The organism is Mucilaginibacter sp. CAU 1740, from assembly GCF_039839285.1.
In the GTDB taxonomy this organism is placed as follows: domain Bacteria; phylum Bacteroidota; class Bacteroidia; order Sphingobacteriales; family Sphingobacteriaceae; genus Mucilaginibacter.
In genome coordinates this window covers 148,978-162,425 of sequence record NZ_JBDOQS010000013.1, presented here as the reverse complement: position 1 = coordinate 162,425, position 13,448 = coordinate 148,978, and the positions used below count along the sequence as shown (strand labels likewise).

The following is a 13,448-nucleotide window of genomic DNA, read 5'->3' as shown; positions in this document are numbered from 1 at the left end:
ATTATAACTTTTGCCTCGCCTTGATCTCCAAATACCTGTTCACCGTATTAACCGTAAGGTTTTGCGGCGATGTTAATATTGATTGGATGCCATACCCTGCCAGTTCTTTTACCATCAATTTCTTATCATAGGCAAACTTTTCGGCAATGGTTTTTATGTAGATGCCTTCAACATCGTTGGCAGGTTGTTCGCTCAAGGTTTTCAGTTCGGTATTTTCAAAAAACACCACCAATAGCAAATGGAATTTGGCTATGCGGCGCAAAAAAGGCAGCTGGCGCTGTAAGGCCGGTAAGCTTTCGTAATTGGTAAAGAAAATAACCAGGCTACGTTGCTTCAATACCCTGCGCGTATTGGTGTACAGCGCCTCCATATTAAGCTCAAGGTAGCGGGTTTTCTCCTTGTACAAAACCTCCATTATTTTATTAAGCTGCGCGTAGTTTTTATCCGCAGGCACTACCGATCCTATCTTTTCGCCTACGGTTATCAGGCCTGCTTTATCCTCTTTTAGCAAAGCGACGTTTGATAATACCAGGCTGGCATTGATGGCATAATCCAGCAGGCTAAGCCCCTCAAACGGCATACGCATTGATCGCGACTTATCGATAACACAATACACATGCTGCGATTTTTCGTCGGTATAGGAGTTTACCATCAGGTCGCCGCGACGGGCGGTGGCCTTCCAGTTTATGGTGCGGTAATCATCGCCCGGAACGTAGGCTTTTACCTGTTCAAACTCCATGCTATGGCCAATCCGTCTTATTTTTTTTATGCCGATATCCGTAAGGCGGTTTGATATGGCCATCAACTCGTACTTACGCATCTGCAAAAATGAGGGATATACCGGCAAGGTTTCGGTTTGCTCAAAATTGTAACGCTTAGCTATCAACCCAAGTGCCGAGCGCACAAACACCCTTACAAAACCAAACTCATATTCGCCACGGCGGGTTGGCCTCAGTACATAATTGATCTGCTTACGTTCGCCCGCGCTGATGGTTGTTGCAAACCAAACATCACGTTTTTGAAACTGCTCGGGGATCTCATCAATAATACCCGCGTTGATCCTGAAGCCATACCTGTTTTCAATGTAGATGCTTATCTCATTATCATCGCTGTTACTCAACCTCTCGGGGGCCATACGTTTGGCAAACACCCCGGCGCTTTTGCGGTAAAGCATTAAAAAATCAATAGCGAAAAGCAGCAACAGCGCGTAAAAAGCAATATCGGGCACTATACCCAGCCACGTAAAGAAAAACGATAGCAGGTACAACACCACACAGGCGGTTATAGCGCCAAACAGGCGTGTGGTTAAAAACAGGTTTGTATAAATAATTCCGAATAGCTTTTTCACGCGATCAGTTATCGTGGCACTTCAATTTTCTGGATTACCTGGGCTATTACCTCATCAGGGGTTACGCCCTCCATTTCCTTATCAGGCGTTAGCATAATACGGTGGCGCAATACCGGCGCTGCAACGTAAATAATATCCTCCGGGGTAACAAAATCACGACCGCGGGTTGCAGCAAGCGCTTTAGCGGCGTTTATAATAGCCAATGAAGCACGCGGCGAACCGCCCAACTGTAACGATTTGCTGTTGCGGGTTTCGTGAATAATTTTGGCCGTGAACTCCAATATCTTATCCTCCACATGCAGCGCCCGCACCTGTTGCCTTAACTGGATAATATCAGCTGCAGAAAGCAAAGGTTTGATCTCGCTTAACTGGTCAGTAGTTTTTTGCTGGTGCTGGCGGGTTAGGATGCTTATCTCTTCCTCGAGGGTTGGATATTTCACCTCTATCTTAAACAAAAACCTATCTAACTGGGCTTCGGGTAAGCGGTAAGTACCCTCCTGCTCAACCGGGTTTTGAGTGGCTAAAACAGTAAATGGCTCATCCATTTTATAGCGATGGCCATCTATGGTCAATTGCCGCTCTTCCATCACCTCAAATAAGGCCGATTGCGTTTTTGCTGGTGCACGGTTGATCTCATCAATAAGAATGATGTTACCAAATACCGGCCCTTGCTTAAATTCAAATTCGGCTGTTTTAGGATTGAAAACAGAGGTACCTAAAATATCCGATGGCATCAGATCGGGCGTAAACTGGATGCGGGAATATTTCGCATCAATAGCTTTGGCAATAAGCTTGGCGGTAAGTGTTTTGGCAACGCCCGGCACACCTTCAATAAGGATGTGCCCATCGGCCAGTACACCTGCTATCAGCAGATCGATCGATTCCTGCTGACCAACAATTATTGTTGCCAAAGTGGCCTTTATTTGCTCAACAGCAGTATTAAGCTTTGTAAGATCGGTACGTTGTTCAAAAAATTCGTTTTCCATATTTACCTGGATTGGATATAAAATTGTTCGATAAGGAAGTTCAGCCTGATCAGTTCATTATCTGTAACCAGATCATGCGTGCTGATAAAAATAAATGCGCCGGAGAGGTTCCGGGCCAGTTCTTCGGTAACACCGGTACGGCTAACCAGTTCTTCAACAAACTCAGGGCCTGGCCTGTTGGCCTTCATGCGGTAGCTTTCGCGTACGTTAGCCAAAAAGTATTGCATTTTTTTACGGGCTATGTTGATGTTCTCCCGGCGTTCGTAATAAACCTGGCCAACCACGTTAACAAAATCAACGGTAGAGTTCTCGAGCGGTTTAATTACAGGGATAACACGCTGACGCCTTTTAACCTCGTAAAGCACAAATATCAGTAAACCAGCCAGCGCAAGGTAGTAAGCTGCCTTTAGCTGCGGGTTACCAAAAAACACCCGCATCGGCGAATCCTCTTCGCCTGTGCCCTGGGTATAATATTCGTCCCAAACCACTTCATGGGTACGTTTCAGCATTGATAACGTGGTTGAAGCCCATTCGGCACCCTGCGTTTTAAGCATGCTATAATTGGTAAACATGCCGGGCAATGTACTTAAGTACAAATTACCTTTACCTATAGGGTACTTGATCAGGTTGGCGTTGTGTTTATCAGTTTCGCCAAGTACTACGGCACGTGTTGTATCTATTTGGGTAAAATAGGTCGAAGTAAGGCCTTTATCCACATAGTAATGCACCTCGGGCGAAAGCGCCGGGTTTACAAAATGGATCAACGTATGATCATTAACGTTGATCAGCTTGTTATCAACACTTGTTTTCAGTTCCTTTTTAAAAGGCTCACCAAAATATTCGGCAGCAATAAAAACGTCATTACCGGCAGCTACATACTTTTTAAGCTGTTTAATATCGGGTTGGGTAATATTAAGGCTGGCAGCAATAATAACGTAGGTTGATCCTTTGATAGAATCTTCGGCAATGGTATTATAAATAGCGTTACGCTTAGGCTTAATTGCCGCGCCAGGAAAAATATCGTCGGCACGTTCATAAAGCACCCGGGTACCAAACGGAATTTTATCAACGTTGCTAAATGTGGGCCTCCAGTCAACCTCGCGCGGTTTGTTCATGTTGGCAACAACGTAAAGTACAAACAGCGTTGTGGCTATGATCAGGTATATCTTCAGGTCTCTCATAACAGCTGCTTTTTAAAGTTTTGAAACAACTGGTTAATATTACCGAAGGCGCTGCCATCAATACTGAAGCCGCCGTACCAAACGTACTCAAACTGGCGGGTTAAGGATATAAAATCCTGCCGTACGGTGGGATTATTAAGCTCATATATATAAGCCGAGTTTGTTTTTTCGGGCTGCCATTTTATATACTCGCCATCATTAAGTTGCTTGAGGCTGCGTAAGTAAAGCAGGCGTACAGCTAAGCGGTAATTATGGGATGAAATAGCTTTTTCAATTTCTTCATCAAAATTTATCTCGTGGATATTCTCTGTCGATTCGCTGTAGGCCAACGGCGTTTTGCGTGCCTTGCCCAGTATCAGCGAATCCATATCCATACCCAAAAGCTTCATCACAAAATAGGCGATGCAGGCTATTCCCAATATCAAAAACAGGTATTTCAAAAAGCTACCCATACCCGGGTTAGCACTCAAACCCTCCAATATTGCCCGCCAAAACCAGTTCCAAAACCTATCCCATAAAGATATTTCCTGGTTTGGCCCTACATCGTTATATTGATAATCGCTGTCGGCCCTATATTTATCAAGTGCAGGTTCGCTAAAACGCCGTACATTAACTTTTGAACTATCGGAGTGTAAAACAGCAGGCTTCTTTTTTGTTACGCTATCCGTTTTAACAGCAATAGCCTTTCCCTTTACCGGCAAAGCGACAGACGGCATTGAAAAAAGCAATAGCAGTAAAAATATCAGTATCGGTTTAGGCATAGCTTATCAGTATTGCTCGGCGGGTAAATCGTCGGGTTTATCGGCATGGCTGCCAAATGCCTCAATGCGTTCCATTATGCCGGTACCATCTTTCCTTTCCTGCAGGCTGAAATAGCTTAATGCTATGGCTATTGTAGGTATAGTATAACTAAGCATCAGGATGTTTTGCAACATGCTTAAAAATATGATGATAGGCCACGAAATGTATTTAAACTTTATAAAAAGGCGCAGTCCGGACATTAAGGTTAAAGGAACGGTAACTATAGAACTGCCTACGCTAACAATGATCGAGCAAACGAATATTATCCCAAAAATTGTCCACCAATAATCTTTTATCAGCTTAAAACTTTTGTTAAATGAGTAATTGAAACTGGCATTTTCCATTACCATAATGGGCAGCACCAGGTAAAATACATTAAAGAGGTATATGCCCGGTATTATACAAAATACAAAACCAACACAAGCCAAAAGGATCAGTAAAAAACCAGACCACAGCGAGCGGAAGAAATAATATTTAAAGTATCCCCAAACATCCTGCACAGTGATCTTTTCGCCCTTTTTTTCATTATAAACAGCAACAAAGCACAGCGTGCTGAGATAAATAAAAAACTGCCCCAGTACTGTAATAAACCCACCGGCAATTATACCAATGCCTGTGGTAAGGTTGCTATCGTACTCGGTTGCGCCCCCGCTGCCAATGTCATGAATGGATATTTGCGAAAATGAGGTTGCAACTGTACCAGCAAGTATAAAAAAGCCACAGATTAGAAACAGGGATGAAAAAAGCGGCTTAAAGTTTTGTTTCAGAAAGGTGAAGGTATCATTTATTATTTCGCCAAAATCACGGATCCTTCTCAGCTCAATAGTATATTTCATTAATTATTTGATGTATAGTTTAGGCCTTTGTTAAGCTTTGCCGGATACAGTACCACGTACCATATCATAAACAGCAATGATGCAGCTAATATAATAATACTTAACCAAACCGGCATCTCGGTATGGCGGGTTATAAAACTTTCAAAAAAAGCAGCCAGTAAAATAACCGGAATAAGCCCCATGGTAATTTTCAAACCATCAAGCGCGCCTTTTTTTAATGATTCCAGCCGGGTATAAGTTTTCGGGAACAGCAAACTGTTGCCCAGCACCAGGCCGGCACCACCAGCTACAATAAACGATGAAATTTCGAGCGTACCATGAATCCAGATCACCAATACTGATTGCATACCCAATCCCTTACTAAAAAAGTAATATTGAAATGAACCCAGCATAACCCCGTTTGTAAGACTGGCGTATAGTGAACCAACCGAAAAAAACAGCCCCATTACAAAAAAGCGAAGCTCCACAAAGATGTTGTTAGCCGCGATTTGCAGAAACATCCAACCCGACGACATGCTTTTATAAACCCCAAAAGGATCGCCTTTGGCAATGTTATCATTGGTCATGTTCACATAATCATCGCCCATTATCAACCTCACAAAATGGTTATCATATTTGGCTGATAGCACCCCCATGCCGGTAAACACCAGGAAAAATATCAGCGAGTATAAAAGCTGTCTTCGATATTGAAAAAATATCAGCGGCAGTTCGTAGCGCCAAAATGTGATGAAACGGTTACTCTTTTCTTTCTGATTTTTGTAGATATCCTGGTGAAAGGTTGATGCAAGTCCGTTTAGGTATTTTGTAGTGTTTGATTGCGGATAGAAGGTTTTGGAATAGGCCAGATCATCAGTAATGGCTATGAAAGCGGCAGCCAGCTCGTCGGGATCGGTAGGTTTGTTGGTTTCAAAGGCCGTCCACTTTTCGGTATTTTGTTTGATAAACAGCGCCTCACGCATTTTTTTAAAGCAGGTTTTATTTTTTGTTAAAATAGTTACAAATCTTTAATAAGCAATGATATTTTGCATTAACAAATATATCTTTGTTTAGCATGCAAACCATAACCGTACACACAACTCAAAATATTGATATAGACTATGAAATTGCCGGCATTGGTGAACGCATACTGGCCCGGATAATTGATTACGCCATCTTCATAGCTTTTTATCTCATCCTCTTTTTCCTGGTGGTAAGCAGGATGCCCAAAACCGTGCTTATTATAACGATAATTATTATGGTTGCCGTTTTCGCGTTTTACGATCTGGTTTGCGAAATAACCCTTAATGGCCAAAGCGTAGGTAAACGGGTAATGAAAATACGGGTAATAAGCCTTAACGGTAACCGCCCAAGGTTTAGCCAGTACTTGCTAAGGTGGCTGATGCGGATGGTTGATTTTGGCATCACCCTAAATATGGGAGCTTTACTATCGGCTTTGCTTACCGAAAATGGTCAGCGCCTGGGCGATTTGGTTGCCGGTACAGCCATGGTTAAAACTCATCCACGCACAAAAATAGATAGCTTAACTTTCCGTCCGGCAGCTGATGATTACGAACCTATATTTAAAGAAGTAGCCGAACTGCACGATGAGGATGTAAGGCTAATAGGCGATGTGATCCACAATTATGTAAAAACGCATAACGCCATGGTAGTTTATACAATGGCGCAAAAAATAAAAGATCATCTTAAAATATCAGCGGTACCATCAGATATGAACGACCTGCAATTTTTGCAGGCCATTATAAAAGATTACACCCACATAAGCGCCATGGCCGAGCCTTATCAATAGGCGTAGCTACCATAGTGGTAAACATGCCACATTTTTACGCAATAGCTTATCAGCACAATGTTCCCGTTTATCAGGAATACTGTTTTCTTGATGATATGCTTTTCATTATCAAGCTTAAAAAGCCTATCGGCTATGCCATATAAAAAAAACAGGATCAGTGGGATAGTGGCAGGATAAAGCAGGAAGCTTTTTTGAAGATCGCCCTGGATAAGGGCCATTACCGAGCGTTGGAAACCACAACCCGGGCAATCAATACCCGTAAGATATTTAAAAGGACAAGGTAATAAATGCCCCTGCAACCAGCGGATAAAGCCCAACTGGTTGCAGGATGCATGTATCATGTTATAACTTAACCACATTAATAGTTTTGTGGCGGAGGATTTTGATTATTGAAAGGATCGCGGTAGTTGTTTGGATCGAAAGGTATGTTGCCTTGCGCTTCTTTAGCTGATGGGCCTAAATAAGTAGCGCTGCCAAAAGCTAAAATTGGCAAAAAAATGAAGGGTAAAAAGATTATACCTACAGTAAATCCCTCGCTTTTTCCAAAACTTTTGCTCAGTAGGTTTATCATCCATATAACGAAAATAATATTTGCACAAGGTACAAGCAATAAAATTGCCAACCACCACATAGGTTTTCCAATAATTTCGAGCCAAACTATGTAGTTATAAATAGGAATTATTGATGCCCAACCGGGTTTATTGGCTTTGCTATAAATCTTCCATATACTAATTAAGCAAATGAGACCGATAATAAAAATCGGAATTAAAAATGCGCCAAAAATCGCAGCTACCGCGTTACTCGACATATCGGCAGACGAAGTGTAAGAATCCATAGGTTTTGTTTAGTGTTTAAGTTTTGAGGTTATTGTTTGTTTAAGTTTCATCGAAAATAGAAAATATTTTTATCAAAACTATAATGCACAACGTATTTATTACAGAGCCGGTAATTGTAAATTATAGTTAATTTTGGCCTTGATGCAAAGAGAACAGATTTCGGTTTTTGATATGTTTAAGATAGGCATAGGCCCGTCAAGCTCACATACGCTTGGCCCATGGCGTGCCGCGCAACAGTTTGTACAATCGTTAGAAGAGCAGGGTGTTTTGCCATTAGTACAACAGGTTAAGATATTATTATACGGCTCGCTTGCTAAAACAGGCGTAGGCCACGGTACAGATATAGCTATATTATTAGGCCTAAGCGGCGATGACCCGGTTACTTTTGAGGTTGACCAGGTAACACCCAAAATAGCGCACATCAAAGCATCTAATCAATTAATACTTGGCGGTGTACTACCGGTAAGTTTTTATGCCGATGATGATCTGCTGTTCCTTTTTAACGAAAGCCTCCCCTACCATCCCAACGCCGTAACTTTCCAGGCTTTTTTAAATAATGGCAAGGCGATATCCGAAACCTATTATTCAATAGGTGGTGGTTTTGTGGTAAAAGATGGCGCATCGGGCCAAAACAAGGCCGAGGTCGACCTGCCCTTCCCTATCGATACCGCTTCCGAACTGCTGCACTGGTGCATAAAAACAGGTCTGCGTATCTCAGAGGTGGTTGCCGAAAACGAACTGGCCTGGCGCAGCGAGCAGGAAACCCGTACGGGTGTGCTTAATATCTTTAGAGCACTGAAAGAATGTATATACCGAGGCTGTCATACTACTGGGCAATTACCTGGCGGCTTAAATGTGGCCCGTCGAGCGGCTAAGCTAAACGCCCGGCTCATCGGCAATAATAAATACAGCAATTATGATGAGTGGGTTGCAGCCATCCGCGCTACCGGCGATAGTTTTAAAAATACGCTGGATTGGGTGAGCTGTTTTGCATTGGCTGTAAACGAAGAAAACGCTTCGTTTGGCCGCGTAGTTACTGCTCCAACCAACGGTGCGGCTGGTGTGATCCCGGCAGTATTACAATATTATATCGCTTTTTGCGAAGGCGATACCGAGCAAAAGGTGATCAACTTTTTATTTACCGCCAGCGAGATAGGCAGCATCTTCAAAAAAGGGGCAACCATATCTGCAGCGATGGGCGGTTGCCAGGCCGAGATCGGTGTATCATCGGCCATGGCCGCGGCGGCATTAACCGAATGTATGGGCGGTACCCAACGCCAGGTACTCATGGCAGCCGAAATTGCCATGGAACACCACCTCGGCCTCACCTGCGACCCAATTGGCGGCCTGGTACAAGTACCCTGCATCGAGCGTAATACCATGGGCGCCATCAAAGCCATAACAGCCTCACAACTGGCCCTGCAAAGTAACCCCGAAAAGGCTAAAGTAAGTTTAGATGCCGTAGTTAAAACCATGTGGCATACCGCATTGGATATGAATTCGAAGTATAAGGAAACAAGTGATGGTGGGTTGGCTATTAATATCCCGATCAGTTTACCGGAGTGTTAGATATTTCACTTAATATTTACGGTAGATCACAGTTCTAACCGGAAATTAAAGCGTAAATTGAGCGGAGTAGTAATTAGTTCTCAATAATTTATGAAATGCGTTCTCTTATACTCTTTACTAATCGGATTATTATTGTGCTGTAGTTGCGGCAGCAATAAGAAAGCTGCAGTAGATGATTTCTACACAGAAAAAGGAGAGTGGGACTCGGCCCGATTACCATTAGTAAAACCTTATGAAGCAATAATTGTAAACAAAGAAGCCGGATGGGGCATGAACCTGGTGGGAGTTGATGGCGATACAGGTTTCTTTCACATAAAAAAAGCTACAGTTGTAAATGGCGTTATACTTGTTTATTATGAAAATGATTTGCTACACGGAGAAACGGTATGGAAAGCCTGGTACGTTGTAATTCCAGCAAAGAAAATAGAAAAAGGCTTTTCAACCCACAAGCAATACACAGATTATTTAGACAGTATTCATATTCCTAAAGAAACGCCGCTTCATGACATTGAAGCCATTGCCGATTACTATGAATACCATGATACTATAGATTGGAAAGAAATCCACTAAAATGATCCTGCTCAATCGGATTGCCGGGCCTCTATTCCTTTTCAATTAAAACAAATACTTTCAGATCCTGTGGTACGGTGAAAACACCATAGCTGTTCGGAGGATTTTTACATTCCCTCCCTCGGGAGGGGCGCGATGGATTGTGCAGTGGCAGGGAGGGGTTTGTACGCCTTGCTTAACGGATAAGCATATTGAGAAACCCCTCCCTACACCCTCCCAAGGGAGGGAATCGCACTTTCCCCTGCTTCTTTTACTTCTTCCGAACACTTACGGTAAAAACACCGACCACAGGCTAAATAGCATAACTCCAACCAGGTACCAGGGGTTAACAAGGGTTAACAGAATTCAGGGTTAACACCGATTTAAATAACTAACAATCAGACAAATAGAAACAAAATAGTATTAACAAGCGTTAACCCCCATTAAACCGCCTAAAACCGTCGCTCCAAAAAAAACAAATGACTGGCTTAAAATAAGTTACAAAAAAAACAAAGCAAAAAAATACTATTACTGGTCGAAGTTTAGCGATAGCGTAACTTCGACCAGTGATTGCTTTACTTTTTCGCAAACACCTTTTGCACCTCAACCTTTAGCTTATCCACCCACATCTGGTACATTTTGGGCGAAGGGTGCAATCCGTCACTTGCCAAAAGAGTAAGATCATTGGCTGCAAGCCTGGAGATATTGGTTATTTCGATATAATTAACATGGGCATTAGCGCTAATCTCGGCGTTGATAGCATTAAACTGATCGATCTGCGGACTGATAGTATCACCCTTTCCGTTAGCATAAGGTGTAACCCCATAATCCGGTATCGATAATACAAACACATGGCTATTTATCCCGCCCGCAAATTTGATGGCGGTATTTAATACTTCCTGAAACTTTACCCGGTAGTTGTCCTGGCTCAGGCCTCGGTACTGATCATTCACGCCAACAAGCAGGGTAACCATATCATAAGTTTTCCCTTTAATGTCGCTTTGGTCAATGGCATTGATCAATTCCTGGGTTGTCCAGCCGGTGCGGGCAATGATGGTTGGTGTGAATATTTTAACGCTGTAACCCTGGTTAGACAACAGATTTGGAAAATTCTGATCGGGCGGTACGGATTCACCAATGGTGTACGAATCGCCAAGGGCAAGGTATGTTATAGTATCCTGAACCACAATATCTGGTTTTGATGGTGGAATATAATTATACGGCGCAGGCTCATTCTTATTAGCGCAGGCCGAAAGGGCAAAAACCGTAAGTAAACTTAATATGATGATCCTCATTTACAACATCTCCATACCAAAAAGTACGGAAATATGGTGTTTAAGGATTTGTTTAACTTCATTAATATCAACGGGATGGCCAAGTTCTTTCCGGATAGAGGTTACCGCCTTATCATCAATGCCGCAGGGCACAATGTTACCAAAATAATCCAGATCGGTATTAACGTTCAGTGCCAAGCCATGCATGGTTACCCAGCGGCTGCAGCGCACACCCATAGCGCAAATTTTACGGGCGTTTTCATTATCGGCATCAAACCAAACACCTGTATAACCTTCGTATCGGCCGGCCTTTAAACCCAGATCGGCCAGGGTAAGGATCACGGCTTCTTCCAGCGTGCGCAGGTACAGGTGGATATCGGTAAAAAAATTATCCAGGTCTAATATTGGGTAACCTACAATTTGTCCGGGGCCATGATAGGTGATATCCCCTCCCCTGTTTATCGGGTAGTAAACGGCTTGTTTGGCTTTTAACCCTTCGGCATCCAATAACAAATGTTCGGGCTTTCCGCTTTTACCTAAGGTATATACATGCGGGTGTTCACAAAAAACAAGGTAATTAAAAGTTTCGTCGGCTTCGATGGTATCATAGGCTACCGTAGTACCCGCGTTTTTAGCGGCTGCTTCGTAGGCGGTTTCGCGGTTGCGGTTATCTATTTTGGTTTGCACCGTTTGGCTAAACAGGGCTTCCTGCTTATCCCAGGCTTCCTGGTAATCGATCAATCCCCAATCCTGAAAAAATACTTTTTTGTTCTTCATCATTCCCCCTTTACGTAGCCTATCATATAATCCTGGTACTGCATATAGCCTACTGTATAATTAATAAGCGCATCCTTTTTCTGTAAGCGGGCATCCACCACGCCATGGTGCTCAAACTCAAAAGGCTCAAGGAAAATATTATCGGCAAATGATACCTCTTTTTGTCCGTTACATTTATAAATGGCCTCTTTGGCGCACCAGCAAACATAAAGCTGCTCTATTTTTTGTTTGCCGCCTATAAAAGCAAGCTCCTCTTTACGCATAAACTTACCGGCAATACGCTCAACTTTTTGTTTGATCTGCTCAATATCAATACCCACCTTATGCGTTTTGCTGATCATTACAGCGGCATAATCAAACGAATGGCTTAGCGAAATATGGTATGGCAGGTTAACCAGGTACGGCTTGCCATGTTCATCAACTTTACAATCTATATACTCATCCGTTCGGAGCATTTTGCGCAGCAGTACACGCGTGCCCAGCCAGTGCAGGTGGCGCTTGCCGCTGCTCAGGCTTTCCACAAAATCTTTCTCTTCGTGGTTAAGTTGTAATTGGTTGTACAGGTCGGTAGCCTCCTCTTCAATGCGCCAGAGTGCAAACTCGGTGTCATCATCAATACGCTGCCTGTATGCTATCGCCATATAAGTAAAGTTGCAAAATAGGTTGCAAACATATGTCAAAAAAAAGAAAATTATGTATGCCAACCGCAATATTGATAACACATTGATTGCGAAACGGTTCACCCTTTAACAACCTGTATAAAACCGCGTTTGCCAATTGCCGTTTTATTGCCGAAAAAGGGCCTGCTTTGGCTTAATTTTCATAATTTTGTCGCCCAGCAACAGCAACCTATGATATTATCAGATAAGCGCATCCTCGAAGAAATCGACCTCGGCCATATTATTATCGAACCTTTTAACCGCGAATACCTTGGCACCAACTCGTACGATGTGCATTTAGGCAAATACCTGGCCACCTACCGCAACCGGGTACTTGATGCCAAAGTTCATAACGAGATTGATGGCTTTGAGATCCCGAAGGACGGCTTTGTATTGCAACCAAACACGCTATATCTTGGTGTAACTATGGAGTACACCGAAACTCACCGCCACGTACCTTTTTTGGAAGGCAAATCAAGTACAGGCAGGCTGGGCATTGATATCCATGCTACGGCCGGTAAAGGCGATGTGGGTTTCTGCAACACCTGGACGCTTGAAATTTCATGCGCCCAACCTGTACGCATCTATCCGGGTATGCCTATTGGTCAGCTTATTTATTTTGTAGTTGAAGGTGATATTGAAACGCTATACAATACTAAGGCCAACGCCAAATATAATAACCCTACTACCCGCCCGGTTGAAAGTATGATGTGGAAGAATAAGTGGTAAATAATTCTGAATCAGAATTTACAGAATTTGAGAATGTGCAGAATAAAAGGAATAAACTATTCTGATAATTCTTTAATTCTGTAAATTCTGATTCAGACATAGTATCACACTTGTTAT

At 42.9% G+C, this 13,448-nt stretch carries 15 protein-coding genes; 4 read left to right on the top strand and 11 right to left on the bottom strand.

Annotation, left to right across the window (positions count from 1 at the left end; genetic code table 11):
* Position 1: 1 nt before the first annotated feature.
* Genes AAFN85_RS24720 through AAFN85_RS24695 form a run of 6 tightly spaced genes read right to left on the bottom strand, consistent with a single transcriptional unit; the run spans position 2 to position 6,111 of the window.
* Positions 2-1,348, bottom strand: coding sequence for a DUF58 domain-containing protein (locus AAFN85_RS24720; RefSeq protein WP_347530451.1), 1,347 nt, complete (start codon positions 1,346-1,348; stop codon positions 2-4).
* An 8-nt stretch (positions 1,349-1,356) separates the two neighbouring features.
* Positions 1,357-2,334, bottom strand: coding sequence for a MoxR family ATPase (locus AAFN85_RS24715; protein WP_347530450.1), 978 nt, complete (start codon positions 2,332-2,334; stop codon positions 1,357-1,359).
* A 2-nt stretch (positions 2,335-2,336) separates the two neighbouring features.
* A complete protein-coding gene (locus AAFN85_RS24710; RefSeq protein WP_347530448.1) occupies positions 2,337-3,515 on the bottom strand; it encodes a DUF4350 domain-containing protein in 1,179 nt (392 codons plus the stop codon).
* Positions 3,512-4,276 (bottom strand): DUF4129 domain-containing protein, encoded by a 765-nt coding sequence (locus AAFN85_RS24705; RefSeq protein ID WP_347530447.1) that lies wholly within the window; start codon positions 4,274-4,276, stop codon positions 3,512-3,514. The genes AAFN85_RS24710 and AAFN85_RS24705 overlap by 4 nt, the downstream gene beginning before the upstream one ends.
* 6 nt (positions 4,277-4,282) lie before the next feature.
* A complete protein-coding gene (locus tag AAFN85_RS24700) occupies positions 4,283-5,152 on the bottom strand; it encodes a hypothetical protein (protein ID WP_347530445.1) in 870 nt (289 codons plus the stop codon).
* Positions 5,152-6,111: a stage II sporulation protein M gene (locus AAFN85_RS24695; RefSeq protein ID WP_347530444.1), complete on the bottom strand. Its 960-nt coding sequence runs from the start codon at positions 6,109-6,111 to the stop codon at positions 5,152-5,154. Before AAFN85_RS24695 ends, AAFN85_RS24700 begins: the two co-directional genes overlap by 1 nt.
* 92 nt (positions 6,112-6,203) lie before the next feature.
* Here AAFN85_RS24695 and AAFN85_RS24690 point away from each other — a divergent pair, with 92 nt between their 5' ends.
* On the top strand, positions 6,204-6,938 hold the full coding sequence (locus tag AAFN85_RS24690) for an RDD family protein (RefSeq protein WP_347530443.1): 735 nt from the start codon (positions 6,204-6,206) through the stop codon (positions 6,936-6,938).
* Here AAFN85_RS24690 and AAFN85_RS24685 read toward each other — a convergent pair.
* A complete protein-coding gene (locus AAFN85_RS24685) occupies positions 6,932-7,279 on the bottom strand; it encodes a DUF2752 domain-containing protein (protein ID WP_347530442.1) in 348 nt (115 codons plus the stop codon). The genes AAFN85_RS24690 and AAFN85_RS24685 overlap by 7 nt on opposite strands.
* A gap of 17 nt (positions 7,280-7,296) precedes the next feature.
* Positions 7,297-7,773 (bottom strand): DUF5684 domain-containing protein, encoded by a 477-nt coding sequence (locus tag AAFN85_RS24680; RefSeq protein WP_347530440.1) that lies wholly within the window; start codon positions 7,771-7,773, stop codon positions 7,297-7,299.
* A 142-nt stretch (positions 7,774-7,915) separates the two neighbouring features.
* Between AAFN85_RS24680 and AAFN85_RS24675 the strand changes: the two genes are divergently transcribed.
* Positions 7,916-9,343 (top strand): L-serine ammonia-lyase, encoded by a 1,428-nt coding sequence (locus tag AAFN85_RS24675; RefSeq protein WP_347530438.1) that lies wholly within the window; start codon positions 7,916-7,918, stop codon positions 9,341-9,343.
* Positions 9,344-9,433: 90 nt separating this feature from the next.
* On the top strand, positions 9,434-9,913 hold the full coding sequence (locus tag AAFN85_RS24670) for a hypothetical protein (RefSeq protein ID WP_347530436.1): 480 nt from the start codon (positions 9,434-9,436) through the stop codon (positions 9,911-9,913).
* 554 nt (positions 9,914-10,467) lie between these two features.
* Here AAFN85_RS24670 and AAFN85_RS24665 read toward each other — a convergent pair.
* From AAFN85_RS24665 to AAFN85_RS24655, 3 genes are read right to left on the bottom strand one after another with little or no spacing between them, the layout of a single operon-like run.
* On the bottom strand, positions 10,468-11,187 hold the full coding sequence (locus tag AAFN85_RS24665) for an SGNH/GDSL hydrolase family protein (protein ID WP_347530434.1): 720 nt from the start codon (positions 11,185-11,187) through the stop codon (positions 10,468-10,470).
* Complete coding sequence (gene lipB, locus AAFN85_RS24660) at positions 11,188-11,946, bottom strand: lipoyl(octanoyl) transferase LipB (RefSeq protein ID WP_347530433.1); 759 nt, start codon at positions 11,944-11,946, stop codon at positions 11,188-11,190.
* Positions 11,943-12,584, bottom strand: coding sequence for a 4'-phosphopantetheinyl transferase superfamily protein (locus AAFN85_RS24655; RefSeq protein WP_347530432.1), 642 nt, complete (start codon positions 12,582-12,584; stop codon positions 11,943-11,945). The genes lipB and AAFN85_RS24655 overlap by 4 nt, the downstream gene beginning before the upstream one ends.
* Before the next feature lie 210 nt (positions 12,585-12,794).
* Here AAFN85_RS24655 and dcd point away from each other — a divergent pair, with 210 nt between their 5' ends.
* Entirely contained in the window at positions 12,795-13,331 is a 537-nt protein-coding gene (dcd, locus tag AAFN85_RS24650) for a dCTP deaminase (RefSeq protein WP_347530431.1), read from the top strand.
* The last annotated feature ends 117 nt before the right edge of the window (positions 13,332-13,448 follow it).

Excerpts from the sequence above, each read along its gene's own strand:
- AAFN85_RS24715 (WP_347530450.1), bottom strand. The coding sequence starts at position 2,334 with ATGGAAAACGAATTTTTTGAACAACGTACCGATCTTACAAAGCTTAAT.
- AAFN85_RS24675 (WP_347530438.1), top strand. The coding sequence starts at position 7,916 with ATGCAAAGAGAACAGATTTCGGTTTTTGATATGTTTAAGATAGGCATA.
- AAFN85_RS24665 (WP_347530434.1), bottom strand. The coding sequence starts at position 11,187 with ATGAGGATCATCATATTAAGTTTACTTACGGTTTTTGCCCTTTCGGCC.
- AAFN85_RS24700 (WP_347530445.1), bottom strand. The coding sequence starts at position 5,152 with ATGAAATATACTATTGAGCTGAGAAGGATCCGTGATTTTGGCGAAATA.
- AAFN85_RS24685 (WP_347530442.1), bottom strand. The coding sequence starts at position 7,279 with ATGATACATGCATCCTGCAACCAGTTGGGCTTTATCCGCTGGTTGCAG.
- AAFN85_RS24670 (WP_347530436.1), top strand. The coding sequence starts at position 9,434 with ATGAAATGCGTTCTCTTATACTCTTTACTAATCGGATTATTATTGTGC.
- AAFN85_RS24705 (WP_347530447.1), bottom strand. The coding sequence starts at position 4,276 with ATGCCTAAACCGATACTGATATTTTTACTGCTATTGCTTTTTTCAATG.
- AAFN85_RS24655 (WP_347530432.1), bottom strand. The coding sequence starts at position 12,584 with ATGGCGATAGCATACAGGCAGCGTATTGATGATGACACCGAGTTTGCA.
- AAFN85_RS24680 (WP_347530440.1), bottom strand. The coding sequence starts at position 7,773 with ATGGATTCTTACACTTCGTCTGCCGATATGTCGAGTAACGCGGTAGCT.
- AAFN85_RS24690 (WP_347530443.1), top strand. The coding sequence starts at position 6,204 with ATGCAAACCATAACCGTACACACAACTCAAAATATTGATATAGACTAT.
- AAFN85_RS24695 (WP_347530444.1), bottom strand. The coding sequence starts at position 6,111 with ATGCGTGAGGCGCTGTTTATCAAACAAAATACCGAAAAGTGGACGGCC.
- AAFN85_RS24710 (WP_347530448.1), bottom strand. The coding sequence starts at position 3,515 with ATGAGAGACCTGAAGATATACCTGATCATAGCCACAACGCTGTTTGTA.
- dcd (WP_347530431.1), top strand. The coding sequence starts at position 12,795 with ATGATATTATCAGATAAGCGCATCCTCGAAGAAATCGACCTCGGCCAT.
- lipB (WP_347530433.1), bottom strand. The coding sequence starts at position 11,946 with ATGATGAAGAACAAAAAAGTATTTTTTCAGGATTGGGGATTGATCGAT.